The organism is Cohnella baijiui, from assembly GCF_020731285.1.
Classification (GTDB): Bacteria; Bacillota; Bacilli; order Paenibacillales; family Paenibacillaceae; genus Cohnella.
This window is the reverse complement of record NZ_JAJFOW010000001.1, coordinates 1-24962: the sequence shown is the minus strand read 5'-3', so window position 1 is coordinate 24962 and position 24962 is coordinate 1. Positions and strand designations below refer to the sequence as shown.

The 24962-nt window shown below is 59.5% G+C and carries 21 protein-coding genes; 16 read left to right on the top strand and 5 right to left on the bottom strand.

Annotation, left to right across the window (positions count from 1 at the left end):
• Positions 1-50: 50 nt before the first annotated feature.
• The 8 genes from LKX83_RS00105 to catA all read left to right on the top strand — a co-directional run bounded on the left by LKX83_RS00105 (position 51) and on the right by catA (position 11040).
• Positions 51-2354 (top strand): AraC family transcriptional regulator, encoded by a 2304-nt coding sequence (locus LKX83_RS00105; RefSeq protein ID WP_227879663.1) that lies wholly within the window; start codon positions 51-53, stop codon positions 2352-2354.
• Positions 2347-4017, top strand: a complete 1671-nt coding sequence (locus tag LKX83_RS00100; protein ID WP_370638991.1) for an extracellular solute-binding protein — start codon at positions 2347-2349, stop codon at positions 4015-4017. The genes LKX83_RS00105 and LKX83_RS00100 overlap by 8 nt, the downstream gene beginning before the upstream one ends.
• Before the next feature lie 449 nt (positions 4018-4466).
• On the top strand, positions 4467-5276 hold the full coding sequence (locus tag LKX83_RS00095) for an ABC transporter permease (RefSeq protein WP_370639000.1): 810 nt from the start codon (positions 4467-4469) through the stop codon (positions 5274-5276).
• 15 nt (positions 5277-5291) lie between these two features.
• Positions 5292-6197, top strand: coding sequence for a carbohydrate ABC transporter permease (locus LKX83_RS00090; protein ID WP_227879660.1), 906 nt, complete (start codon positions 5292-5294; stop codon positions 6195-6197).
• Positions 6198-6324: 127 nt separating this feature from the next.
• Positions 6325-7989, top strand: a complete 1665-nt coding sequence (locus LKX83_RS00085) for a type 2 periplasmic-binding domain-containing protein (protein ID WP_227879659.1) — start codon at positions 6325-6327, stop codon at positions 7987-7989.
• Positions 7990-8192: 203 nt separating this feature from the next.
• Complete coding sequence (locus LKX83_RS00080) at positions 8193-9326, top strand: SGNH/GDSL hydrolase family protein (RefSeq protein WP_227879658.1); 1134 nt, start codon at positions 8193-8195, stop codon at positions 9324-9326.
• A gap of 138 nt (positions 9327-9464) precedes the next feature.
• Positions 9465-10268, top strand: coding sequence for an endonuclease/exonuclease/phosphatase family protein (locus LKX83_RS00075; protein ID WP_227880336.1), 804 nt, complete (start codon positions 9465-9467; stop codon positions 10266-10268).
• A gap of 112 nt (positions 10269-10380) precedes the next feature.
• The gene (catA, locus tag LKX83_RS00070) at positions 10381-11040 is read left to right on the top strand and encodes a type A chloramphenicol O-acetyltransferase (protein WP_227879656.1); all 660 of its coding nucleotides are present in this window, start codon (positions 10381-10383) and stop codon (positions 11038-11040) included.
• A gap of 74 nt (positions 11041-11114) precedes the next feature.
• Here catA and LKX83_RS00065 read toward each other — a convergent pair whose 3' ends face one another.
• The gene (locus tag LKX83_RS00065; protein WP_227880335.1) at positions 11115-12545 is read right to left on the bottom strand and encodes a DHA2 family efflux MFS transporter permease subunit; all 1431 of its coding nucleotides are present in this window, start codon (positions 12543-12545) and stop codon (positions 11115-11117) included.
• Between the two features lie 283 nt (positions 12546-12828).
• Here LKX83_RS00065 and LKX83_RS00060 point away from each other — a divergent pair, with 283 nt between their 5' ends.
• The gene (locus LKX83_RS00060; RefSeq protein ID WP_227879655.1) at positions 12829-13425 is read left to right on the top strand and encodes a TetR-like C-terminal domain-containing protein; all 597 of its coding nucleotides are present in this window, start codon (positions 12829-12831) and stop codon (positions 13423-13425) included.
• A gap of 158 nt (positions 13426-13583) precedes the next feature.
• On the opposite strand, the gene LKX83_RS00055 is transcribed toward LKX83_RS00060, so the two are convergent.
• Complete coding sequence (locus LKX83_RS00055; protein WP_227879653.1) at positions 13584-13952, bottom strand: winged helix-turn-helix transcriptional regulator; 369 nt, start codon at positions 13950-13952, stop codon at positions 13584-13586.
• Positions 13953-14176: 224 nt separating this feature from the next.
• Here LKX83_RS00055 and LKX83_RS00050 point away from each other — a divergent pair, with 224 nt between their 5' ends.
• Complete coding sequence (locus LKX83_RS00050; protein WP_227879651.1) at positions 14177-15019, top strand: aldo/keto reductase; 843 nt, start codon at positions 14177-14179, stop codon at positions 15017-15019.
• Between the two features lie 57 nt (positions 15020-15076).
• Complete coding sequence (locus LKX83_RS00045) at positions 15077-16264, top strand: MFS transporter (protein WP_227879650.1); 1188 nt, start codon at positions 15077-15079, stop codon at positions 16262-16264.
• Here LKX83_RS00045 and LKX83_RS00040 read toward each other — a convergent pair.
• Positions 16236-17054, bottom strand: coding sequence for an AraC family transcriptional regulator (locus tag LKX83_RS00040; RefSeq protein ID WP_227879647.1), 819 nt, complete (start codon positions 17052-17054; stop codon positions 16236-16238). The genes LKX83_RS00045 and LKX83_RS00040 overlap by 29 nt on opposite strands.
• 147 nt (positions 17055-17201) lie before the next feature.
• Between LKX83_RS00040 and LKX83_RS00035 the strand changes: the two genes are divergently transcribed.
• Positions 17202-17957 carry a sugar phosphate isomerase/epimerase family protein gene (locus LKX83_RS00035; RefSeq protein ID WP_227879646.1) on the top strand — a complete coding sequence of 252 codons (756 nt, stop codon included), beginning with the start codon at positions 17202-17204 and terminating at the stop codon, positions 17955-17957.
• A 118-nt stretch (positions 17958-18075) separates the two neighbouring features.
• Positions 18076-18693, top strand: a complete 618-nt coding sequence (locus LKX83_RS00030; RefSeq protein WP_227879643.1) for a Gfo/Idh/MocA family protein — start codon at positions 18076-18078, stop codon at positions 18691-18693.
• Positions 18694-18803: 110 nt separating this feature from the next.
• Here LKX83_RS00030 and LKX83_RS00025 read toward each other — a convergent pair whose 3' ends face one another.
• Entirely contained in the window at positions 18804-19448 is a 645-nt protein-coding gene (locus LKX83_RS00025) for a DUF2306 domain-containing protein (RefSeq protein WP_227879642.1), read from the bottom strand.
• A 52-nt stretch (positions 19449-19500) separates the two neighbouring features.
• On the bottom strand, positions 19501-20535 hold the full coding sequence (locus LKX83_RS00020) for a DJ-1/PfpI family protein (RefSeq protein ID WP_227879641.1): 1035 nt from the start codon (positions 20533-20535) through the stop codon (positions 19501-19503).
• Between the two features lie 193 nt (positions 20536-20728).
• Between LKX83_RS00020 and LKX83_RS00015 the strand changes: the two genes are divergently transcribed.
• From LKX83_RS00015 to LKX83_RS00005, 3 genes are all read left to right on the top strand, one after another.
• Positions 20729-21415: a response regulator transcription factor gene (locus tag LKX83_RS00015; protein WP_227879639.1), complete on the top strand. Its 687-nt coding sequence runs from the start codon at positions 20729-20731 to the stop codon at positions 21413-21415.
• Complete coding sequence (locus LKX83_RS00010) at positions 21416-22768, top strand: sensor histidine kinase (RefSeq protein ID WP_227879637.1); 1353 nt, start codon at positions 21416-21418, stop codon at positions 22766-22768.
• A gap of 349 nt (positions 22769-23117) precedes the next feature.
• Entirely contained in the window at positions 23118-24614 is a 1497-nt protein-coding gene (locus LKX83_RS00005; protein WP_227879631.1) for a malate:quinone oxidoreductase, read from the top strand.
• The last annotated feature ends 348 nt before the right edge of the window (positions 24615-24962 follow it).

Sequence of the window (24962 nt, the reverse complement as noted above, 5' to 3'; positions counted from 1 at the left end):
AATAGGAATACATTCATGACAGCGCTATCATAGAGAGAGGGGGGTCAGGGATGTCCAGACATTCCAGCGTATTCCGGCGGTTCATGATCTCCTATATCGTCATCCTGATCATCCCAAGCATCGCCGGGTACATGTCCTACCGGACCTCGATCTCCGTGACGCGGTCCGTTTCGATCGAGAACGGCGTCACCCTGCTGCAGAAAAGCAAAGAGATTCTGGAGCGGAGAATGGCCGAGGTCGAAGGTTTCACGAGGCAGCTGGCGATCAATCCGGATCTGAACGTGCTGATGAACGAGAAGCCGGCGGGCGAACAAGCCAACGTCTACGGCATCTGGAAAATGATGCGGGACGTGTTGTCGTTCGGCCAGACGAACGATTTTCTTCAGCACTTTTTCATTTATCTGGGCAACTACAACGTCGTCCTGACGCCCGGATCCGCTTATTTTCGGCCCGAGCACTATTACGAGAGCTTCAAGTACGCCGACCTCTCGCTCGCGGAGTGGAAGCAGAAGGTGCTGGGCCAAACGCACCGGAGCGAGATCATGCCGCTGCGCCCGTTTGTGAGCAAAGGCGCGCAGACCTCCGTCGTCACTTACATGCAATCGCTGCCGCTCGACAGCTTCAACGGCTTGTCGCCCGCCGTGGCCGTCGTCGTCATCGACGAAGAAACGATCGCAAGCCTGTTGTCGGGCTTCACGGACCGATACGGCGGCTGGGCGTACGTCAGCGACGCGCAAGGCCGATTGATCGGCGTGCGGGGGATGGACGAAGCCGAGGCGGCCCGCATGAACGGAGATGGGAAGCTCGATCCGTCGCTCGTCAGCCAATATTACGGGGACGATCTCGTCATCACGATCCGCTCGGCGGCCAACGACTGGGTGTACCGGGCCGGGATTCCGCGCCAGACGCTGCTGGAGAACGCCAACAAAATCAAGTTCATCACCTGGACGGTGACCGGAATCGCGCTGCTGCTCGGCCTGCTCATCGGCATCTTGCTGTCCTACCGGAACAGCGCTCCGATCCACCGGCTGATCGGGATCATGAAGGAGCAGTTCGGTCAGGACGACGGCGCGAGCCGCAACGCCTACGATTTCCTCCACGGCAACATCGCCGAGGTGATCACGAGCAACAAGCGGCTGGAGTCCGAGCTGCGGAGGCAGCGGCCGCTGCTTCGGGACGCTTTCCTGAAGCGGCTGATCGCCGGGGAATTCCAGACCCGGGACGAAATCTGGGCGGCGGCGGCCCAAGCGGACGCCGGACTCGCCGGCGCGTCCGGGTATGCGGGCATTCTCCAAATCAACGGCTACGCCGGCATGGACAGCGTCGACATCTTGAACGAGCTCAGCGCGTCGCGGCTGCTATTGAAGCAGGCGCTGCTGGAGCGGACGGGGGACGTGCATACGACGGATCTCGGCTCGGACAAGATCGTCCTGCTGTTCGTCCCGCGCAGCGAGACGGCCGAAAGCGTAGAGGCGAGCCGGGCATCGATCGCCGGCCAACTGGCAGAGCTCGCGCATACGGCATTCGAGGCGTACCGCATTTCGGTAACCGTCGCGATGGGCGACGCCTTCGACTCCGAGACGGAGGTGAGCGCCTCGTACGAGCAGGCCAAGATGACGCTCGAATACGCGCAGACCGCAAGCCGCAGCGGCATTCTTTGGTACGGCGAAATCCGGATGAGCAGCGCCACCTATTACTATCCGCTCGATACCGAGCTGCGCCTCATCGGCACGATCCGCGCAGGCGAGGTCGAAGAAGCCGAGCGGATCGTTCAGGCGATCATGGTGCAGAACGCGGAGCGGCGGGATCTGTCGCCCGAGATGAGGCACCAGCTCGTCGGCGAGCTGAAAGGGACGCTGCTCAAGCTGCTGGACCAGAAAGCGTTCCAGGAGTCGGAGCTGTTCGAAGCGGTCAAGGACCGGATCATCGGCATTCAAGCCGCAGAGAAGCTAGAGACGATCCGGACGGAGGTGAACGACGTCATCGCGTCGCTTTGCGCGCAGATCAACAGCCGGAAGAACGACGCGCATACCCGCATCGTGGAGGAGATCAAGCGCTTCGTCGGCGAGCGATACGCCGACCCGGACCTGACGCTGTATCGGGTGGCCGAGCATGTCGAGCGACCCGAGAAGTACATTTCCCAGCTGTTCAAGGAAACGACGGGGACGAATCTTTCGGACCATCTGGAGCAGGTGCGGATTCACCGCGCGTCTCAGCTGCTCCGCCAGAGCGACCGCACGGTGGACGACATTGCCGCGAACGTCGGATACAACAGCTCGCACTCGTTCCGCAGGGCGTTCAAGCGGGTCACCGGCGTTTCGCCAAGCAACTACCGCCAATCGCCGCATGATTGAGAAGGAGGGGACCCGATTGAAACGCTTACCGAGCGCATGGCCTATTTCCGTCGCCGCTTTCCTTCTATGGAGCCTGCTCCTTTCCGCCTGCACGTTTTCAGGTGCCGTCCCATCCCGTCCGTCGCCGCTCGAGATTCGCGTCTTCGCGCAGCAGGATGCGGCGCAGGATCTGCGGACGAACGGTTTTACCCGGCTGCTGGAAGACCGGTTCAACGTCCGATTCGTCTGGCAGACGGTGCCGTACGAGGGCGCCAAAGAGAAGCGGCAGATCTCGCTAGCCGGCGGACAATACGCGGACGCCTATATTCTAACGTCCTACATCGATCAATTTTCGCAAGCGGACCTTCTGCGTTACGGCAAGCAAGGCGTCTTTTACCCGCTCAACGACCTCATCGCGAACTACGCGCCGCACATCCGCGCGGCGATGGCGGACAATGCCGAGCTGCGCGAGCTAAGCACCGCGCCGGACGGCCATATTTACGGGCTCGTTGGATACAACGATTGCTTTCACTGCACATACCCTTATAAGATGTGGATTAACGCCAAATGGCTGGACAAGCTCGGTCTCGCCATGCCCGAGACGACCGAAGCGTTCAAGGAAGCGCTGCGGGCGTTCAAGACCCGGGATCCGAACGGCAACGGGATCCCGGACGAAGTGCCCCTCAGCGGATCGACCGAGGACTTCGGCGTGCGGATCGTGCCGTTTCTGATGAACGGATTCGTCTACGACGACGACCGCACGTATTTGCGGTTGGCCGGGGGCCGGGCGAGCCTCGTCGCCGATCTTCCGGCATGGAAGGAAGGGCTTGCCTACATCAAGTCGCTGTACGACGAAGGCCTCCTCGACCCGGGGGCCTTCACCCAAACCGCGGACGCCCTCAAAAAGATCGGGGAAAACGAGGATACGCAAATCCTGGGCGCTGCGGCGGCGATGCATCCCGACATTTTCGTCGGGACCGGAACGGACAACAGGCGTGGAAGCGACTACCGTCCGGTGCCTCCGCTCCGAGGTCCGCACGCGGACTATGCGGTGTACCAGGGCGGCGGCGACTTCGCGCCGGGCGCGAAGTTCGTCATCACGGACAAAGCGAGCGAAGCGGCGCGGATCGCCCTGATCCGAATGGCCGACTACATGTACACGCCGGAAGGACAGGCGAACGCGGAAATCGGCCGGGAAGGCGTCGACTGGCGCAAGCCCCTGCCGGGCGAACGGGCGCTCGGCCCCGGCGCCGATCCGGTCTTCGCACGAATCCCCGCGCGGGATGGCGAGCCTCCCGACAATGAAGGCTGGGGCGGGATGGGACACTTCTTCATGCCGAAATCGTATCGGGACAGCTGGGTGCAGAGCGATGATCTCTATGCGCCGGACGGCTACGAACGCCGGCTCTACGAGGCGACCCGGCTGTACGAAGGCCGCGAATCTCCCGAGCTGTATCCGGTCTGGTCCGTCTGGATCGATTCGGCCGTCGCGGACGAGGCGAGCGTCCTGCAGACGAATATCAAAAATGACATCGATCAGTACGCCCTGCAATTCATCACCGGCGACAAAGACCTGGACAAGGACTGGAACGACTACGTCGCCGGTCTGCGACGAATCGGCGTCGACCGCTATCTGCAAATCATGCAGACGGCCTACGACGACCGGCAGGTGAGACTCCGCTAAACGCAATCCCGCGCATCCCGAACGGTCTCCGGCCGTTCGGGTTTTTGCCGTGCAGGCGGATGGGTCTCCGTGAAAGGCGTGGGGATCCTGCCTTTTTGGGCGCGCCGGCCGGCCTCGGGGGAAAAAGGGCCGCCCGGCGCGCATTTGCACCCCCGAAATCGGGAGAGCTGTACGGTAAAGAGCGCAATTGTACCTATCCCGGCAGCGCCGGATTCCTCTATGATCGGAGCATGTGGAAAGCGCTTTCGCAAGCCGCATCGCATCCGGCAACCGCATAGGGAGGGATTGTTCTGGATTCACCGATCGTCATCGAAAAACGCCGGCCGAAGGCGGCGCCGCCCAGGCGCGGACTTGCCCGCGCCGCGGGCAAAAGCTTCAGAAAACACTGGCAGCTGTATCTCGTCTTGCTGCCGCCGCTCCTCTTTTTCCTCCTCTTCAAGTACTACCCGATGCTGAACGCGGTTCTGGCCTTCAAGGACTACAACGTCATCAAAGGCATCTGGGGAAGCCCTTGGGTGGGGTTGAAAAACTTCAAGCTGTTCTTCGACAATCCGATTTTTTGGAGCTTGCTGAAAAACACCCTGCTCCTGAGCGGGTACCTGCTGCTCGCCGGCTTCCCGGTGCCGATCCTGCTCGCGCTGATGCTGAACGAGGTGCGCGGCGGCCGGTTCAAGCGCATCGTCCAGCTCGTGTCCTTCGCGCCTTACTTCATCTCTACGGTCGTCATGGTGTCGATCATCATGCTGTTCCTGGCGCCGCGGCTCGGCTTCGCGAACCTCGCGCTGAACGCCCTGGGCATGGAATCGGTCAATTTTCTCGGCGAACCGGGATACTTCCGATCGATCTACGTCTGGTCCGATATCTGGCAGACGGCCGGCTACACGGCGGTCATCTACCTGGCGGCGCTCGCGGGCATCGATCCGACGCTCTACGAAGCGGCCAAGGTGGACGGCGCTTCCCGGTTTCAAAAGATCCGGCACGTCGATCTGCCCGGCATTATGCCCACGATCGTAATCGTCCTGATTCTGAACGTCGGCAACGTCATGGCGCTCGGCTTCGAAAAAGTGTATCTGCTGCAAAACCCGCTGAACATCGTCAACTCCGAGATCATCGCGACTTACGTGTACAGCATTGGCCTGCTGAACGCCAACTACAGCTTCGCGACGGCGGTCGGCCTGTTCAACTCGTTCGTCAATCTCATTCTGCTCGTGCTGGTGAACAGCCTCGCCAAGCGCTTCTCGAGCAGCAGCATCTGGTAAAGGAGAGACATGCGCATGGCAACGGCTTCGGCATCGAAAAAAATCCGGGAATCGGCGGGCGACCGCTTCTTTCTGGCCGCGGTCTACACGATCCTCAGCCTCGTGCTGCTCGTCGTGCTCTATCCGCTCGTCTACATCCTGAGCAGCTCGATCAGCAGCCCGGCGGCGGTCACCTCGGGCCGGGTGTGGCTGTGGCCCGTGAACCTGTCGTTCAAAGGCTTCGAGGCGCTGTTCCGCACCCCCGAGGTGATGACAGGCTACGGCAATTCGTTGATATATACGGTCGCGGGGACGATCATCAGCGTGGCGCTGACGGTCATGATCGCCTATCCGCTGTCCCGCAAATCCCTGTTCGGGCGCGGTCCGCTCATGATGTTCGTTACGTTTACGATGATCTTCAGCGGAGGGCTCATCCCGACGTATATGGTCGTCAAGGAGCTCGGCCTGATCGACTCGCGCTGGGCGCTGCTCATTCCGAACGCGATCTGGGTCTGGCAGGTAATCATCGCGCGCTCGTTCTTCCAGTCGTCCATCCCGGACGAATTGCTCGAGGCGAGCGAGATCGACGGCTGCAGCGACCTTCGGTTCATGCGGAGCGTCGTCCTGCCGCTGTCCAAGCCCATCCTCGCGGTCCTCGTCCTTATGTACGCCGTCGGGCAGTGGAACGCCTACTTCGACGCGCTGATCTATCTGAAGACCGCGAACCTGTTTCCGCTGCAGCTCGTGCTCCGCAGCATCATCATCCAGAACAACAGCGCCGGCGGCCTGATGGACGCGATGAAGATGGTGGAGCGGCAGCAGCTCGCCGAACAGCTCAAGTATTCGCTGATCGTCGTCGCGACGCTGCCCGTCTTGATCATCTATCCGTTCGTGCAGCGCTATTTCGTTCAAGGCATGCTCGTCGGGTCCGTCAAAGGCTGACGGCGGCAGGACCGACGGCAGCGAAAGGGGGGATCCGCAGTTCGGACGCCAAGGGCGCCACGATCGCGTCCGCGTCGCTTCACCCGTTTGGCCACGATACCCAAACCTTGAAAAGGGAGCGATTCAGATGAAAAAGAAAATGCTCGGCCTGCTCGCGGTCGTCCTATCGGTCGGCCTGCTGCTGGCCGCCTGCGGCAAGGACAACAACGCCGCTTCGCCATCGGCCTCCGGCGGCGCGTCCGGGACGGATGCCGGCTCGGCGGCGCCGGTAAAGATCAAGGTGTTCGCCGTCCAAGAGCCGAACATCGATCTGAAGACGAACAAATTCACGAAGTTCGCGGAGCAGAAATTCAACATCCAGTTCGATTGGGAGATCAACCCGTCGGACGGCGCCAAGGAAAAACGGCAAATTTCGCTCGCGAGCGGCGACTATCCCGACGCCTATTTTCTCACCGCCTACATCGATCAATTTTCCCAAGCGGACGTGCTGAAGTACGGCAAGCAGGGCGTCCTCGTCCCGCTGAACGATCTGATCGACCAATACGCGCCCAACATCAAAGCGGCGATGGAGAAAGACGCCAGCCTGAAAGCGTTCAACACCGCGCCGGACGGCAACATTTACGGCCTCGTCGCCTACAGCCAGTGCTTCCACTGCTCGTATCCGAACAAAATGTGGATCAACACGAAATGGCTCGAGAAGCTGAACCTGCAAATGCCGAAAACGACCGACGAGTTCCGGGACGTCCTCCGCGCGTTCAAGAAAAACGATCCGAACGGCAACGGCAAGGCGGACGAAGTGCCGCTGAGCGGTTCCACCGAGGATTACGGCGTGCGCATCATCCCGTTCCTGATGAACGGCTTCGTCTACGACGATGACCGCAACTACCTGAATCTGACGAACGGGAAAGTCGAGTCCGCGGCCGCCAAGCCGGAGTGGAAGGAAGGTCTCGCCTACGTCAAATCCCTGTACGACGAAGGACTGATCGACAAGGGCGCGTTCACGCAAAACTCCGAAGCGTTCAAAAAAATCGGCGAAAACGCCGACGCGCAAATCCTCGGCGCCGGCGCGGGCATGCACCCGGCCATCTTCGTCAACATCGACCAAGGCAACAAATACTCGGCCGACTACAATCCGGTGCCGCCGCTCCAGGGGCCGCACGCTTCGTACGCGACGCATGACAGCGGCGGGGTCGCTCCCGGCGCGAAGTTCGTCATCACGAACAAGGCGAGCAAGGAAGCGCAGATCGCGCTGATCAAGCTGGTGGACTATCTGTACACGCCGGAAGGGCAAACGAACGGCGCTTCGGGCATGGAAGGCATCGACTGGGAAAAGCCGGGCCCCGGCGACGTCGCGCTCGGCGAAGGCGTCCAGGCGCAGTTCAAGCCGATCCCGGCCAAGGAAGGCGACGCTCCGCGCAACGCGGGATGGAGCGGTATGGCCCACTTCTACATGCCGAAGGAATATCGCGACAGCTTCGTCCAGGCGACCGACATCTACGATTCGACCGGCTACGAGCGCAGGCTGTACCAGGCGACGCTGCAGTACGAGGGTCACGAGCCGAAAGAGCTGTTCCCGATGTGGTCGATCTGGATCGATCCGTCGCTGATGGACGAAGCCAGCATTCTGCAGACGAACCTGCGCAACTACATCGAGCAGAGCGCCCTTCAGTTCGTCACCGGCAACAAAGATTTGAATAAAGATTGGGACGCGTACATTAAAGGCTTGAAAAATCTGAAGCTGGACCGCTATCTCGAAATTCTCCAGCAGGCGTACGACGCGTCCGCGAAATAATCGCAGCAAGGACGGAGTCCGGAGCCGGGGCGGGTTGGGCTGCCCCGGCTTCGGGCTTCTTTTCCTTCTTGAAAAGCGGATAGCGATGGCATGCGCTACCCGTGGCGGAATCATCCAACGACAAGGGGGACCGCGACGATGAAAAAGCGGTTCGGATTGGCCGAATCCACGCGGCATGTCCGCGAAAGGGAGAGGAGACGCGTATGAGCGATCTTGCGAAGCATACGCGAACGCGAGCGGGTCTGCCGCGCTTTCGCGCCCGCCTGGCCGCGGGGGCGCCGATCGCCGCCGCCTTCCTCGGCGGGTCGATCACCGAAGGCGCCGGCGCTTCCGATCCGGACGCGACGAGCTGGCGGGCGTTGATCTCGGCGTTTCTGCGAGAGTCGTGCGCGCCGGCGGCGTTCGTCTCCGTCAACGCCGGCGTCGGCGGCACCGATTCGACGTTCGGCGCCTATCGGCTGCAGGAACACGTGCTGGACCAAGGCCCGATCGACTTGCTGTTCGTCGAGTTCGCCGTCAACGACGGCGGGGACCGGCGCACCACGATCCGAGGCATGGAAGGAATCGTGCGGCAATGCCGCGCGCGGTCGCCCGGAACGGAGCTCGTCTTCGTCTATACGGCAGACGACGACAATTTGGCTGGCGAAGCGCCGGTTCACATCTCGCTTCACGAAGAGGTCGCGGACCATTACGGCATCCCGTCGATCCACGTCGCGGAGGCCGTCCGAGACCGCATCTTGGCGGGCTCCTCCGGCTGGGCGTCGCTCGCGCCGGACCGCGTCCATCCGAACGACGCGGGCTACGCGCTGTATGCCGAATGCATCCGCGAAGGATTGGCAGCGATGCTCGAAGCTGCGACAGAGGGTGGGGCGGCGGAAGGCGTCGATAAGTCGCTTCGGATGCCGCCGCTTGATGCCGATTCGCTCGATCGGGTCTGGATGCGCGGCGTCGGCTCGGCTGCCGGCATCCGCGGGTTCGATCGGCGAGCGACTGCGCCCGAACCGATGATCAACTGGCGCTACGATCCCGGCCATCTCGTCTCCTCGAATGCCGAGGGCGCCGAGCTCGTCTGGCATGCGAGCGGCAAAACCGCCGGTTTGCTGCTGTTCGCCGGACCGGATACCGGCATGCTGGCGTATGCGGTGAACGGATCGGATTACACCGTTCTCAATCCGTTCGACGATTGGTGCCTGAACTTCTACCGGCCGGTCATCGCGACGATCGCGCTGCCGGACGGACCGGGTCCGGCGCGGGTCGCCGTACGGCCGAGCCGGAAGCGCGACGAGCGCAGCCTGGGCCATGCGCTGCGGATCGTTCGCCTCCTCGGGAGCGACTGAGCGTCGCGCGTCGCGTTTCCATACTTGACCCCTCGGAGGCGCGAAGCTAGAATAGGCGTTATCAAGTTTCGGCTTAGAGCGCTTACATCTGCGCGATGAAAAGGAGCCGATACAGGAGGAAGGGGAGCGGACGCCGTGATGGAAGGTCAAGTCGTTTCTTTGAATCTCAGATACAACGAGCCGCGCGACGGCGATGACAGCTGGCCGAACCGCGTCGGACATGTCGTCACGACGTTGCTGGCCCATCGGCCCTTGCTTGTCGGGACGCAGGAAGGGCTGCGCGGAATGCTGGAAGAGCTGGCGGCCAAGCTGCCCGGCTATGCCTGGATCGGCGAAGGCCGCCGCGGCGGCAGCGACGACGAGCATTGCGCGATTTTCTACGATCACGACAGGCTGGAGCTGCTGGAGCAAGGGCAATTCTGGCTGTCGGAGCAGCCCGGCTTGGCCGGATCGGTCGGCTGGGATGCCAGTCTGCCGCGCATTTGCACATGGGCGAAGCTTCGCGATCGGGCGTCCGGCTTGGCGTTTCGCTGCTACAATACGCACCTCGACCATCAGGGAGTGGAGGCCCGACTCGAGGGAGCGCGGCTTCTGGGCCGAAGGATCGCGGACGATCGGAGGGAGGACCGGCTGCCGGCGCTGCTGACGGGCGATTTCAACAGCTTCCCCGGCGACGCCCCGATCCGGCTTCTTCGCGGCGAACGGGATCCCGGAGAGGGCTTCGGCTTGTCGGACGCGTACGCCCAAGCGACAGCCGAGATCGGCGCGACGTACCACGCATTCCAGGGCGGGGAAGCGGGGGAACCGATCGATTACGTATTCGCGACCGAAGGGATCGACCTTTCGGACGTTCGGGTGGATCGAAGATCGGTCGACGGGCGGTATCCCTCCGACCATTACCCGATCGTCGTAGCGATCGCACTGAGGCCGCCTCGTCTGTAGACGCCCGCCGAAGGAGGCGGGCGATCCTAATCTTGGAGTGAAGGCGATGATCAAAGCAGTGGATTTCACCTCCTAAAATAACGCCGGCATTTTATTTTAGGAGGTTAAATAAATGACGACTTTTCACTTGATCGATCGGAAAGAATGGGCTCGCGAGCCTTATTTCGCGCACTATTCGGAAACGAGCGCTTGCGCGTTCGGCATGACCGCGAATCTCGACGTCACGTTGCTGCTCAGGCGGCTCAGGGAGAGGAAGGTCAAGCTATACCCCGCATTTCTCTATATGACGATGCGCTCGGTCCATATCGACACGGCGTTTCGGACTTCGTTCGACGGCAGCGGCCGCCTTGGCTATTGGGAACGAATGGAGCCGGTTTACACGATCTTTCATCCCGAGGACCGGACGTTCTCGGCGATCTGGACGCCGTTCGAAAACGACTTTGCGCGGTTCCATGCCAGCTACGAGGAGGACCGGGAACGATACGGCGGCGCGAAGGGGCTTTTCACCAAGCCGAACGTCCCCGCGAACGTCATCTCCATCTCGTCCATCCCTTGGACGAGCTTCACAAGCTTTCAATTGCAGCTGTACAACAAAGGGGATTACCTGCTCCCGATCGTGACCGGCGTCAAATGGTTCGCCTCGGGCGAACGGACGCTGCTGCCCGTCTCGCTGCAGGTCCATCATGCGGTTTGCGACGGGTATCATGCCAGCCTGTTCCTTAACGAGATGCAACGACTGGCCGATACGGCAGACGACTGGCTCGACGGTTGACGCCGGCGGTCCGACTACGTAGCGAAAAAGAAGCCAATCCCTCGCCGGGATTGGCTTCTTGAGCGCTCAGGCGCTTACGCCCCTTCAGCTTTGGCTTCCGTCATCTTGACGGGAATCTCTTCCTTGTCGGCGGCATCGGCTTTGCGGATGAAGAAGGAGAGCAGCAAGCCTACGACCCCGATCGCGATAATGACGACATAAGCGTCGTTGATGCCTTGGATGGCGGCTTCCATGATCATATGCTCTTGCGAGCCGGCGCCGCCCGCGGCCATCATTTCCTGCACGTGGGTTTTCGTCCGGTCGGTCATGACCGTGACGAGGAGCGAGGTGCCGACTGCGCCTGCCACTTGCTTGATCGTGTTGGAGATCGCCGTGCCGTGGGCGTTGAGCCGTGCCGGCAGCTGGTTCAGCCCCGCCGTCGTGATCGGCATCAGGAACATCGCCATGCCGAAGCGGCGGCCCGTCGACATGAGGACCAGGTACGTATAGCTGGTCGAGTCGGTCAGGTTCATAAATCCGATCGTCGTGCCGATTGTGATCGCCATCCCGATGATCGAGAGCCATTTCGCGCCGAATCGGTCGAACAACCGGCCCGTGATCGGCATCATGAAGCCCATCAGGAGGGAGCCGGGCAGCATCAGAAGTCCGGACTCGAGCGCCGTAAAGCCCCGTGCGTTCTGCAAATAGAGCGGGAGAAGCATCATGTCCGCATACATCATCATCGTCACGGCAATGTTGATAATGGTCGTAAGCGTGAACATATCGAATTTGAACGCGCGCAGATCGAGCAGCGGATGACGGGACGCAAGCTGGCGCCAGGTAAACAGGACCAGAGCGACAACGCCTCCGACCAGCGACGAGATGACTTCAGCGCTCGACCAGCCCAGGCTGCCCGCCCGGCTGAAGCCGAACAGGACGGCGCCGAATCCGATCGTGGACAGCACGACGCCCAGAATATCGATTTTCGGGTAGGTGCGCTCCGACACGTTTTTCAAATAAATATGCGCCAAAATAATGACCAGCACGACGAACGGGATCATGCCGTAGAACATGGACTCCCAAGGGAAGTTCTCCAGGATGTACCCGGCGAGCGTCGGCCCGATGGCGGGCGCGAAAATGATGGCAAAGCCGACCATGCCCATGGCTGCCCCCCGCTTGTTGGGCGGGAAAAGCGTCAGGATGACGTTCATGAGCAGCGGCATGATGATGCCGGCGCCGGCCGCTTGGATGAGACGGCCCGTCAACAGGGCGGGAAAGCCGGTGGCGATGGCGGAGACGATCGTTCCGGCCAGAAATATAATCATGGACGCCTGGAAGAGCTCCCGCGTCGTAAATCGCTGCATGAGAAACGCCGTGATCGGGATGAGCACCCCGTTGACCAGCATGTAACCGGTCGTCAGCCACTGCGCCGTCGTCGCCGAGATGCCGAAATCCCCCATTAACTCCGGCACCGCCACGCTCATGACGGTTTGATTCAGCGTGGCCAGGAAGGCACCCAAAATCATGATGAATAAGATCGGCCCTTTTTTGACATTGGAGCCGACAACTGCACTGCTAGCACTCAACCTTCCCATCTCCTCCAGCCCAGCATGGACTAAATTTACACTGTGTAATATAATCAACACGGCATAAATTAGATTTTAGCCGGATCAACGTCTTTTGCAATCGACATGAAAACGCAACCGCGTCAATTATTTGGCACTCCGCGGACATTTGTCGCTTAGACACAACATGTTCGACGAAATCCCGAAAATTGTAAATTACATCTGACTGGAAAGGAAGTTGGCAGTGGACCCCACCCATCAACGCACCGACCCTCGCATTCTCCGCACCCGCCGTCTGCTGCGCGAAGCCTTCGTAGAATTGCTGCAAGAGATGGAGATCGACAAAATCACGGTCAATCGCCTCGCCGAACGGGCGACCATTAACCGGGTCACGTTCTATCTGCACTACAAGGATATTCCCGATATGATGGATAAAATGGCCGACGAGATGGTGGAGGACCTGTCCGCCATCCTGGAGCAGACCGTGGCCGGCGAGGATCCGACGAACGGCGAGGAATGGCCCATGATGGTCCATTTGCTGGAGCATATCGCCGAACAGTCCAAGTTTTACAAAGTCATCTTGTCGTCCAGACGGGCTCCCGTCTTTACGGAACGGCTGCTCAAGCTGCTTTCGAAGATGATCCAGGAGCGGTTCGAGCGCTCGGAGGGCAATGTCGGCATCACGCGCGCCGGCATCCAGCGCGACGTCGCCATCTGGTACGGCTCTTCGGCGCTCATCGGCACGATCGTATCTTGGCTGCGCAACGATATGCCCTACACGCCCGCCTACCTGGCCAAGCAATTCAGCTTGCTGCGGGGGCGGTTTTACGACAAACGGTAATTTTCTAAAAGATCGTTGCTCATCCTTTGTTCACCGAATCGTCGCTTATGAAGAGCCGATCGCGCTCTTTATAATGCAAATCGCGACGGCCGATTAGGGTTCGTCCGGCAATGCGAAAGCCAGCCCGAGCGGGCTGGCTTTCGTTCGGAATCTGCGGATTATTCCTTCCGGTTCAGCACGCTGTCTTCCAGCATGGCTGACTTGTCCCCGTATACCTTCGCAATATGAATTTCGCCCCACGCGCAGAGTTGATCCAAAATGCCGCTCAACGACCGTCCGTATTCGCTTAGCTCATATTCCACCTTCGGCGGAATTTGGTTGTGGGTGATGCGGTTGATGACGCCGTCGTCCTCCAGCTCGCGCAGCTGCTGCGTCAGCATCTTTTGCGTAATGCTCGGCATGAGCCGCTTCAATTCGCTGGTGCGCTTGCGACCGTGCGCGAGGTGGCAGAGGATGACGCATTTCCATTTGCCCCCGATCACTTCGAGCGTCGCCTCCACGGCGATGTTATACTTTTTAGCTTGCATCCCTAACCTCCATTTCGGCAGATACTTCAAAGTGCCTACCGTAACCAAAAGTACCTACGGCACTTTGAAGTACGTTCTTCCCTTCGCAGCGGATAAGTAACATAATAGCATTCGCCGGCCGCTCGACGCCATACATCGCCTTTCGACATCAAGAAATGCGAAGCGAAGGGAGATGGCAGTTAGGAACGGAACGGACGATCGAAGAAATGACGGAGGTATTTCATATGGTTAATCAAATAAAAGATACCGTCGCGCTGGCGAACGGCACCCGGATGCCTTGGCTCGGACTTGGCGTCTTTCAGGTTGAGGAAGGGCCGGAGCTGGTGAACGCCGTTCGAACGGCGATCGTTCATGGATACCGGAGTGTGGATACGGCCGCCATCTACGGCAACGAAGAAGGCGTGGGACAAGGGATTCGCGAAGGCTTGGACGCCGCCGGCATCGGTCGCGAATCGCTGTTCGTCACCTCCAAGGTGTGGAACGCGGATCTCGGCTACGAATCGACGCTGAAGGCCTACGACGAAAGTTTGTGCAAGCTGGGATTGGAATATTTAGACCTGTACCTCATCCACTGGCCGGTGGAGGGGAAGTTTACGGAAGCGTGGGGAGCGCTGGAGGCGCTATATGAAGCAGGACGCGTCAAAGCGATCGGCGTCAGCAACTTCCACGTTCACCATCTGGAGACGCTGATGAAGTATGCTCGAATCAAGCCGATGGTCAACCAGGTGGAGTACCATCCCCGTCTGACCCAAACGGAGCTGCAAGCTTACTGCAGAGTGCAAGGCATCCAGCTGGAAGCCTGGTCCCCCCTCATGCAGGGCCAGCTGCTCGACCAGGAGGAGCTCCAAGCGATCGGAGCGAAATACGGCAAATCGGTCGCCCAAATCATTCTCCGGTGGGATCTTCAGAACGGCGTCGTGACGATCCCGAAATCGACCAAAGCCCATCGGATCGCCGAGAATGCGGATATCTTCGATTTTGAATTGACGGACGAGGAGATGCGCGCGATCGCCGGACTCAACCAGAATCGGCGGGTAGGACCGGATCCGGACAACTTTGACTTCTGATCCTGCGCTTCCTTCGAATCAGCCGACCGACAAAAAGAAAGCGGGTGAAGGAAACCGATGAAAAGCGCAAAGTTAGCGTTAACGGCCCTTACTTTGGGGGCGTTTGCCATTGGCATGACGGAATTTATCATTATGGGACTGCTTCCGGAAGTTTCCCAAAGCCTGAATGTGTCCCTCTCGGCGGCCGGTCTCCTCATCAGCGGCTACGCGCTGAGCGTGGCGATCGGGGCGCCGGTCATTACGCTGGCGACCCACCGGATGCAGCGGAAGCGGCTTTTGCTCTTTTTGATGCTTCTCTTTATCGCGGGCAACGCGTTCGCTGCCCTCGCCCCGAATTACGGGGTCTTGATGGTCGCGCGGGTCGTAGCCGCGCTGACGCACGGGTCGTTCTTCGGCGTAGGTTCGGTGATCGCGGCCGAGCTGGTGCCGAAGGAAAAGCGGGCGGGCGCCATCGCCATGATGTTCACCGGCCTAACGCTCGCCAATATATTGGGCGTTCCGTTCGGCACCTGGCTCGGCCAAGCCTATGGCTGGCGATTTCCGTTCTGGACGATTACGGGAATCGGACTCCTCGCGATGATCGGCGTCGCGCTGCTCGTCCCGAAAGTGAACGCCGGCGTTTCCAGCCTGAAGGAGGAGCTTGGCGTGTTGCGGCGTCCGGCCGTTCAGGTGGCGCTGTTGATGACGGTGTTCGGATTCGGCGGGGTGTTTACCGCGTTTACGTATATCGCGCCGATCTTGGTGGACATCACCCATTTTCATGAAAGCTCCGTATCCCTGATTCTCGTCCTGTTCGGCGCGGGCATTACGCTGGGCAACTTCGTGGGGGGCAAATTGGCAGACTGGCGGCTGATGCCTTCGCTCATCGGCATCATGATCGCGCTGGCGGCCATCCTGGCGGCATTCGGCATTACGGATTCGTACAAAGGAGCGACGCTGGCGACCGTGTTTCTGCTGGGAATGGCCGCGTTCGGCACCGTACCGGGTCTGCAGGTCCACATGCTCAATACGGCTAAAGAAGCGCCCACTTTGGCGTCGACGCTCAACATCGCGGCCTTCAATCTCGGCAACGCGCTGGGCGCCTATCTTGGCGGGCTGGTGATCGATGCGAAGCTGGGCGGCGGACTACCTGCCATTCCCTGGGCCGCATCCTTGGTCACCGTCGTCGGGATCGCGTTTACGCTATGGGGCGCGCGGCAAACCCAGAGCCGGCCGGTCATCGGAGCAGCATCGGATTCGGCTTGAAGGACGGCGCATGGCCCAGCACGTTTTTGTAGGCGCGGTAGAAGGACGAATAATCGCGAAAGCCGGAGGCGGCGGCCGCAGCGGACGCGCTATGGCCTTGCAGCATCAGGTTTTGCGCCATAACGACCCGTTTGCGGAGGAGGTAATGGCCGACCGTCGTGCCGGTGGCGCGCCGGAACACTTTGTTCAGGTGATGCTTGCTGATGTAAAAGGCGGCTGACAGCTCGTCCAGCGTGATCGGTTCGGCGATATGCTCGTTCAGATATGCGATGATCCGCGAGACGGGTTTGCCGGAGAACGCGGCATCGGAGGCGCCTTTGCGCGAATAGCCGGTCGTCAGGATTTGGGACAGCAGCGCTTCGAGCCGCGCGCGAAACGCCAGGTCCCGGATGGCTTCGTCGGCAAGCCGGGCATTCATCAACTGCCGGAAATACGGAAGCATCGTTCGGCTGCCGTCGTCGGGATAGTAGATGCCGGCGGCATGAAAGGGAGACAGGAGAACCGACCGGTTCTCCGCCGGCAGGAAGCCGGGCACGAAATGGAGCGATATTCTCTCATAGGGAATATCGCTTTCAATTTTGACCCCGTGAAACACGTGCGGCGCGATGAGCAGCAGGCTGTGCGGTTCCAGCGCATAGCGTGTGCCCTCCACGAGATAGCTGACCTCGCCTGCGATAAAGTAAAACACTTCGTAGAACGTGTGGCAGTGAAGCGCGTATTGGTCGGTCTTCCGCTCGTCGACCGTATGGTGAAGTATCAAGGAATCGGTGTGAAGATGAACGTGCTGCATCCCGTCCCCTCCTTATCCATTACAGAGTAGCCCAGGACCGCTATATTTACAATCTAATCGTCCCGTTTTACAATGGCGCTTTTGCGGCAGCAACCTATAATGAAGGGGTGAAGACCACCATCGAATCGAGGAGAGGTGCCGATTGTCGTGATTTTAGGCGCACAACTGTACACGGTACGTTCGTATTTGCAGACCGAGAAGGACATTCGACGAACTTTGCAAAAAATTGCGGAGATGGGCTACACATCGATTCAAGTGTCGGCCATGGGGCCAATCGCCCCTCGAACGCTGCGGGAAATTTGCGACAGCTTGTCGCTAAGCATCGCCCTCACGCATACGAATCCGGACCGCATCCTGAACGAAACCGACCAAGTCATCGAGGAGCATGACATCCTCGGCTGCGACTACATCGGAATCGGAGGGATGCCGGAGAAGTACCGCTCGCGGGAGTGGTACGGCTATTTCGCGGAAGACTACCGGGAAGCGGCGGGCCGCATCGCCAAAGCCGGCAAGCGGTTCATGTACCACAATCACCACTTCGAATTCGAGAAATTCGATGGCAAGCGTCTCATCGAGCGCATTTGCGAGGATTTCGCGCCGGAGGAGCTTGGCATCACGCTGGACACGTACTGGGTTCAGGCCGCCGGTGCCGACGTTTGCGAGTGGATCGGCAAGCTGGCGGGCCGCCTCGACTGCGTGCATTTGAAAGATATGGCCGTCCGGGGGACGGAGCAGCTGATGGCACCCGTGATGGAGGGCAACATGAACTTCCCGGCCATCATGAAAGCGCTTGAGAATGCGGGCGCGAAGTATTTGCTCGTCGAGCAGGACGTCTGCCAGACGAGTCCGTTCGACTGCCTGGAGACGAGCTATCGCAATCTGTCCGCATTGGGCTATCGCTAAGGAGGAGAGGAACCCGCCATGTCGGAATTGAGAATCGGCATCATCGGGCTCGGCAACATGGGCTCGGACCATGCCAGGAAGTTGATCCATGGCGCCGTGCCGGAGGTCAGGTTGAGGCGTGCTGATCAATCAATGCCCGCATAATATCGACCTGCTCCAATGGATTTGCGGCATGCCCTCCAAAGTCCGCGCCTTCTGCCACGAGGGCAAGTGGCACGATATCGAGGTGGAGGACGACGTAACGGCGTATTTGGAGTTCCCGAACGGCGCGACGGGCGTATTCGTCACCACCACGGGCGATCTGCCCGGGACGAACCGCCTGGAAATCACGCTCGAAATGGGCAAGCTCGTCTGTGAAAATCATACGCTGACGCTGCACAAGCTGAGCCAAAACGAACGCGAGTTTTGCTTTCAATCGAAGGAAGGTTTCGCTCAGCCGTCCGTAGACGTATCCGTCGTCCCGGCGGAAGGAGACAACAGCCAGCACCTCGGGGTCATCGCATCCTTCGCGAAGGCGGTTCTTCACGGCGAGCCGCTGATCGCGAGCGGCGAGGAGGGCATCCGCAGCTTGACGCTGTCGAACGCCATGCATTTGTCCAGCTGGCTGGGCGAGACGGTCGAAATCCCGATCGACGAAGACCGGTATTGGGAGGAACTCCGCAAGTGGATCGAATCTTCCAAGCGAAAGGATACCGCGCCGGTGCTGTTCAGTACGGAAGGCAGCTACGGATCGTAACGGAACTAAAGGTGCGGATATCCACTTCGGCGGACGAAGCCTCCTGAATGCAAAACACGACTTCCCCGGGCGGGGGGAGTCGTGTTTTTTTTCGGCTGCGGCCAAGCTCCTTACGTATTCTCCTGCGCCCTAATGGGACGAAGCAAGCGGACGACGATGCCGGGAACGATCAGCAGGAGGACGATGGAGCCGTATACCCCGAACGTGTAGGCGTTCGAATAGTCGATACCGAATCCCCCGTTCAAGACGGTCGTCAGGAGGTGGATCGACATATTCGTAAAGCAAAAGGCGTAGCTGCGAATCATTCCGTTGCGATGCCGCACGATCCTTTTTTGGCGAATGTGGACGAGCGCCGCCGCGGTGATCCCCAGCCAGATCAGATTCAGCAGATTGAAGCCCATGCTGGCGGCTGTTCCCCCGGTGGCGTACGGCGCCATGTATCCGGACGTGATGATGACGATCAGGACCGACATCACGTAGACGTAGCCGTTGATGCGATGAAATTTGCGGCTCTTCTCGAAGAGCCGATTCGAAAAGTTCAACAGCCCGGCCGCCATGGCGATGCATGCGAAGGCCACATGAACGCGCATGACGCTTAACCAGGCCGAGAGATGCAGCTCGCGCTTCAGGCCGGTTTTGTGGCTCAGGAAGCTTTCGGCTCCCGGGTCGACGAGATAGTTCTTCACCAAGGCGTAAACGATAAATACGATGCTGACAACGGCCAAAAGGCCGAACAACCGATTTCGCTTGCTCATGCTTCGCTAAACCCCCGCTTGCTGTTGTGGTAGCCCCAATCTAGGCGCCGAACTAGGAAACGCGATTGCCGGACCATTTGGAGGCAGGCAGAATGCCGGCCTTGGCCGTTCCGCCGATCCGATCTCCGTCGGCTTCCGCTTCGAATTTGAGATTCAAACGCAGCGGTTTCGTGACGGGCAGCGACCAGGTCAGCTTGCGATCCTGCAGGACGGGATCGACGAGCGGGACCGTTTCGTCCCCTTGCGAGGCAGTGCCCCGGACAATCCCGTCCTGCGTAGTGATCGAGAGACGGACCGGCAGCTTCCCGACGGGCGTGGCGATCGTGATCTCCCAATCTCCTTCGAAGACGGAGGATTGCATGCGGTTGTCCGCCGGGACTTCGCTCGTTCGATCGGTCTTGGCCGCCGCGCCATCCGGTTCATCGCCCGCCGGTGACTTCGCGGCGCTCGGCGCCATGCCGTGTCCCCGCCAAACCGTGCCTCTCCGCTCAAATTCGAACAGCTGCTCGACGGCGTGCGCGATTCGCGGTCCAAGCTCGCGTTCAACCAAGTACAACGCGATATCCAGCCCCGAGGTGACGCCACCGGCGGTGACCAGATTGCCGTCGTCAACGACGCGGGCGGCTACCGGGACGGCTCCGGTCGCGCCGAGCAGATCCATGCCCAGATGATTCGTCACCGCCGGCCGTCCCTCCAGCAATCCGCCCATGGCCAGCACCAGAGAACCGCCGCATACCGTGGCCACGGTGACGTCCGGCCGGCCGAGCGCCTGGCGAATCATGCCCGTCAATTCGGAGCCCGCGGCACGCCCCAGTATGGCCGGGATTGTGTCGGGGCCGTCCCCGTCGACACTCCCGGACGCGCCGGGTACGAGAATAATGCCTCCACGATCCGGATTCAGGGCGCTCATCGCCTCAAGCCTCACGCCGTTAATGCCGCTCGTTACCGGCCGCGGTCCTTCGGGGGCGACGAATTCGACGCTCAGCGCGTCCTCCGTCATCAGGGCCGCCGCCGCAAATACTTCGTAAGGCGCAACGGCATCCAACAGATCGAAGCCGTCAAATAGCACGATTTGAACGTTTAACATCCTTTCAGCCTCCTCGGAATTCACGCTGATGGCGAAGCCTTTCTGCGCATTTGTCCCTTGAATGGTAACAAGCGAAGCTCTCAAACGAAGCTCCAAAAAAGTCACAAAACGATAAACAAGTCGTCACAAAGCGTGGGAGAGCGATTGCGTCGGAGAAAATCATGATAAACTAGGAGGCAAAGGTGGGGGACCGATGACCGATTTGCAAACGATACTCGTCGTCGACGACGATCCGAGCATCGTCGAGTTGCTCCGGGACTTTCTGGAGAACGAACAATTCGAAGTGATGACCGCGGGCGACGTCGAGCAAGCGTGGGAAGCCTTTCGACGGCAAGCCGTCCAAGCCATCGTCCTGGACATCATGATGCCGGGGGCGAGCGGCTTTGAGCTCTGCCGACGGATTCGCGCGGAGAGCAATGTGCCGATTCTGTTCCTTAGCGCCCGCAGCGACGACGTGGACAAGATACGGGGACTGACGCTCGGCGGAGACGACTATATCGTCAAGACCGCTTCGCCCGGCGAGATCGTGGCGAGAGTGAAAGCCGTTCTGCGGCGAACCTCCCCCGATCGGCCCAAGGAAGACAAAGTGCTGAGTTACGGTCGCATCCGGCTGAATCTGTCCACCCGGGAAGTCGCGGTTGGGGAACAACAGGTTTCGCTGACGCCGAAAGAATATGATCTGCTGCGATTGTTTGTCGAGCATCCCCGGCACGTGTTCTCTTACGAGCAGCTCCTCGACAAATTCTGGGACGGCGTAGGGGACAAGCATACGATCCGGGTGCATCTCGGCCGGCTGCGCGACAAGATCGAATCCGATCCGAACCGTCCGCAATATCTCGTCAATGTGTGGGGAGTCGGGTACCGCTTCGGAGGGAGTTAAATGCGCACGCTTCGCATTCGCACGTTTACTTTGATTTGCTTTTTGCTCATTCTGGCGCTGCCATGGATGTTCTACTTGTCTGCGCATTTGGCGGAGACGAAGTCGCTAAGCTTAAAAGCGGGCGGCCCGCAAAACGAAAGGAATCAGCGGCTTTTGACCGAAGCTGTTCGGCAGATCGAGGAAAACGCGGATCGCTGGACGGATCCCGAATGGCAAAACCGAATGCAGGCCCGATTGCAGGAGGCGCGGCTCGGGGCGGAGATCCGATCCGCATCCGATCAGGTACTTTTCCGATTCAGCCCGGAAACTCAAGGCGCTTTTTCGTCCGCCGAACGATTCACCGTCATTCGGGACGGACAGGTGGTCGGCAGGGTCGTCGTTCAAGCGCCCAAATCCAATGTTGTGTCCTTCCATGCAGCGATCGCCGGGTTTGTTCTTGCATTGGCTGCCATTGCGGCGGCCATGCGACGACTATTATTGAAGCCGCTCGAGCGAATACGCGCGGCCGTCCTGGCCTTCGCCGCAGGCGAATGGGACGTAAGGCTGCCCGCATCCCGAATCACGGAAATCGCCGCCGTTCGCGACGGCTTTGAAGGGATGGTCGAGGGACTTCGGCGTTCCCATCAAAAACAGGCGGAACTGGAGGAAGAACGGCGGTTCGTCATCGCGGCCGTCGCGCACGATTTGCGGACCCCGCTGTTTGCTTTGCGGGGGTATTTGGACGGCTTGGAACAAGGCATCGCCCAAACGCCGGAGCAAATGGCCAAATACGTCGCGGTATGCAAGGATAAATCCGCGCAATTGGACCGCCTTGTAGAGGATTTGTTCACCTTTACGAAGATGGAATATGCCGACACGAGCAAACACGAACGGACGATTGATCTCAAACGCATCCTGGAGGGGTCGATGGACAGTCTCCGGCCGCCCGCCGAGAACAAACACATCTCCATCGAAACGCATTTGGAGGCCGAAGCTGCCGTGAAAGGGGATGCCCACCTGCTGGAGCGCGCGATGAACAATTTGCTGGACAACGCCGTTCGTCACGCGCCCGTCCATGGTCAAATCGCCGTTCGATGCGTTCGAGATGGTGGAAAAGTGCGGTTCTCGTTTAGAGATACGGGGCCGGGTTTTACTGAAGAGGAGCTGCAGCGCGTATTCGAGCCGCTTTATCGCGGGGAGGCTTCGCGCAATCGATTGACGGGCGGCAGCGGTTTGGGACTCACGATCTCCAGGCGGATTCTGAGGCAGCATGGAGGCGATCTCGCGGCGGGCAACCACCCGGAGGGAGGCGCGCTGCTGACAGGCTGGATTCCGGCCGCCGAAGACGGGGATGGCGAGAGGGACCGGGAATGAACGAATGCCCGTGAGAACGCGACAACCGCTGCAACATCTCCGTTCAAAAGGCGAATGGGGGACTTTTGCCAAACCGGGCAAAAAGTCCTCTTCGCGCATAATGGCGGATTCGCGCGTTACAAGCGCTTCCATCCCGGTTTTTTCGCCGTATGACCGACCTTCTGCAAAATATAACGGCTTTTAAATCGCTGGTAACTATCATATAATAATAGAGATGCGAACTTTCATGCGATGAAAGGGATATGGACTGGAAATGGCGGGTGACAAGGTTCTCGCCCTATTTTGCTGTGGGGCCCGAATCATACATCCTTCCATTTCTAAAATATGTGGAAAGTAAGGACGGCAAAAAATGAATAACAGAGAAACCCAAACAGACGTAATTTTGATTGGCGCCGGCATCATGAGCGCGACGTTAGGGGCGCTGCTGAAGGAATTGGCCCCCGATTGGAAAATCACGGTATTCGAAAGGCTCGCAAGCGCGGGAGAGGAAAGCTCGAACGAGTGGAACAACGCGGGGACGGGACATTCTTCCCTGTGCGAATTGAACTACACCGTCGAGAAGCCGGACGGCTCGGTCGACATCAGCAAAGCGATCAAAGTCAACGAGGAGTACCAGGTTTCCCGGCAATTCTGGTCCTATCTCGTGGACAGCCAGCTGATTCGCCGCCCGGAGGACTTCATCATGCCACTGCCGCATATGAGCCTGGTACAAGGGCAAAACAACGTCAACTTCCTGAAAAAACGTTTCGAAGCGCTGTCGGTCAATCCGCTGTTCGAAGGCATGGAATACGCCGACGACCCAGCTACCTTGGCCGAGTGGATACCGCTCATCATGGCAGGACGGAAATCGAACGAGCCGATCGCGGCGACACGTATCGCGTCCGGCACGGACGTCAACTTCGGCGCGCTGACCCGTATGCTGTTCGACCACTTGAAGCGCCAGAACGTCGACATCCGGTTTAAGCATCAAGTGGATGACGTGAAGCGGACGAACGACGGCTTGTGGGAATTGAAGGTGCGCAACGAGAGCGGCGCGGTCGAGCGTCATGCCGCCAAATTCGTCTTTTTGGGCGGCGGGGGCGGCAGTCTCCACTTGCTGCAGAAAACCGGCATTCCCGAGGGGAAAGGGATTGGCGGCTTCCCGATCAGCGGCATCTTTATGGTGTGCCAAAAACCGGAGATTGTTGCACAGCATCACGCGAAGGTTTACGGCAAGGCGCCGGTCGGCGCGCCGCCGATGTCCGTTCCGCACTTGGATAAACGATATATTGAAAACAAAGAAATGCTTTTCTTCGGTCCGTTCGCGGGCTTCTCGCCGAAGTTTTTGAAGAACGGCTCCATGCTCGATCTGATCACGTCCGTTAAGCCGGATAACATCAGCACCATGCTCGCATCCGGCGTCAAAAATCTCTCCCTGGTCAAATATTTGATCAAAGAGCTGATGCAATCGAAAGAGCAGCGGATGGAAGCGCTTCGGGAATTCGTGCCGGACGCCAAGAGCGAGGATTGGGATCTGGTCGTCGCCGGCCAACGCGTGCAGGTCATCAAGAACACGTCGGCAGGAAAGGGCATCCTGCAATTCGGCACGGAAGTTATCCATGCCGCGGACGGCTCGATCGCCGCTTTGCTCGGCGCTTCGCCCGGAGCGTCCACCGCCGTATCCGTCATGCTCGAGGTCATCGCCAAATGCTTCCCGCAGCAGATCCAGACGTGGGAGCCAAAGATCAAAGAAATGATTCCTTCATACGGCGAGGCGCTGCTCCAGAACCCTGCACTCATTCAGCAAATTCATACTTCCACGGCGAGAGCGCTCGGCCTGCACAGCGAGCCGCAGCCCGTCGTCTGACTCGAAAAGCCAAGCGGCCTTTGTCCCGAACCCAGGGGCGAAGGCCGCTTTTCGTATGATTGGGGAGATTCGGTAATTGATCGAGTATATGCTTGAACAACGGGTTAGCCTCGAACGAGTAACCTGTTTGGAACATGGCTACGCTCTAACGGTTGTCGTAGAGCTTAATCGGCCAAATAAACGGAGGTTTCTTTTCTAACGGTTGTACGTGAGCTTATTTAGACGAAACAGCACCTCTGTGCAGATAGACTAGAAAGTGGACACACCGTAGTAGCGACCTGTTACAATAAATTCAACAAAAAGGTCGAGGTGTGTCATGGGCGATATCCGTCAACATTTTGACGACGA

Bases quoted from the DNA above. Each gene is read 5' to 3' on its own strand.
- LKX83_RS00005 (WP_227879631.1), top strand. From the start codon at position 23,118: ATGAATAACAGAGAAACCCAAACAGACGTAATTTTGATTGGCGCCGGC.
- LKX83_RS00020 (WP_227879641.1), bottom strand. From the start codon at position 20,535: ATGTTAAACGTTCAAATCGTGCTATTTGACGGCTTCGATCTGTTGGAT.
- LKX83_RS00065 (WP_227880335.1), bottom strand. From the start codon at position 12,545: ATGATTTTGGGTGCCTTCCTGGCCACGCTGAATCAAACCGTCATGAGC.
- LKX83_RS00075 (WP_227880336.1), top strand. From the start codon at position 9,465: ATGGAAGGTCAAGTCGTTTCTTTGAATCTCAGATACAACGAGCCGCGC.
- LKX83_RS00095 (WP_370639000.1), top strand. From the start codon at position 4,467: ATGCTGAACGCGGTTCTGGCCTTCAAGGACTACAACGTCATCAAAGGC.
- LKX83_RS00025 (WP_227879642.1), bottom strand. From the start codon at position 19,448: ATGAGCAAGCGAAATCGGTTGTTCGGCCTTTTGGCCGTTGTCAGCATC.
- catA (WP_227879656.1), top strand. From the start codon at position 10,381: ATGACGACTTTTCACTTGATCGATCGGAAAGAATGGGCTCGCGAGCCT.
- LKX83_RS00050 (WP_227879651.1), top strand. From the start codon at position 14,177: ATGGTTAATCAAATAAAAGATACCGTCGCGCTGGCGAACGGCACCCGG.
- LKX83_RS00080 (WP_227879658.1), top strand. From the start codon at position 8,193: ATGAGCGATCTTGCGAAGCATACGCGAACGCGAGCGGGTCTGCCGCGC.
- LKX83_RS00010 (WP_227879637.1), top strand. From the start codon at position 21,416: ATGCGCACGCTTCGCATTCGCACGTTTACTTTGATTTGCTTTTTGCTC.
- LKX83_RS00015 (WP_227879639.1), top strand. From the start codon at position 20,729: ATGACCGATTTGCAAACGATACTCGTCGTCGACGACGATCCGAGCATC.
- LKX83_RS00100 (WP_370638991.1), top strand. From the start codon at position 2,347: ATGATTGAGAAGGAGGGGACCCGATTGAAACGCTTACCGAGCGCATGG.
- LKX83_RS00105 (WP_227879663.1), top strand. From the start codon at position 51: ATGTCCAGACATTCCAGCGTATTCCGGCGGTTCATGATCTCCTATATC.
- LKX83_RS00085 (WP_227879659.1), top strand. From the start codon at position 6,325: ATGAAAAAGAAAATGCTCGGCCTGCTCGCGGTCGTCCTATCGGTCGGC.
- LKX83_RS00045 (WP_227879650.1), top strand. From the start codon at position 15,077: ATGAAAAGCGCAAAGTTAGCGTTAACGGCCCTTACTTTGGGGGCGTTT.
- LKX83_RS00055 (WP_227879653.1), bottom strand. From the start codon at position 13,952: ATGCAAGCTAAAAAGTATAACATCGCCGTGGAGGCGACGCTCGAAGTG.
- LKX83_RS00090 (WP_227879660.1), top strand. From the start codon at position 5,292: ATGGCAACGGCTTCGGCATCGAAAAAAATCCGGGAATCGGCGGGCGAC.
- LKX83_RS00040 (WP_227879647.1), bottom strand. From the start codon at position 17,054: ATGCAGCACGTTCATCTTCACACCGATTCCTTGATACTTCACCATACG.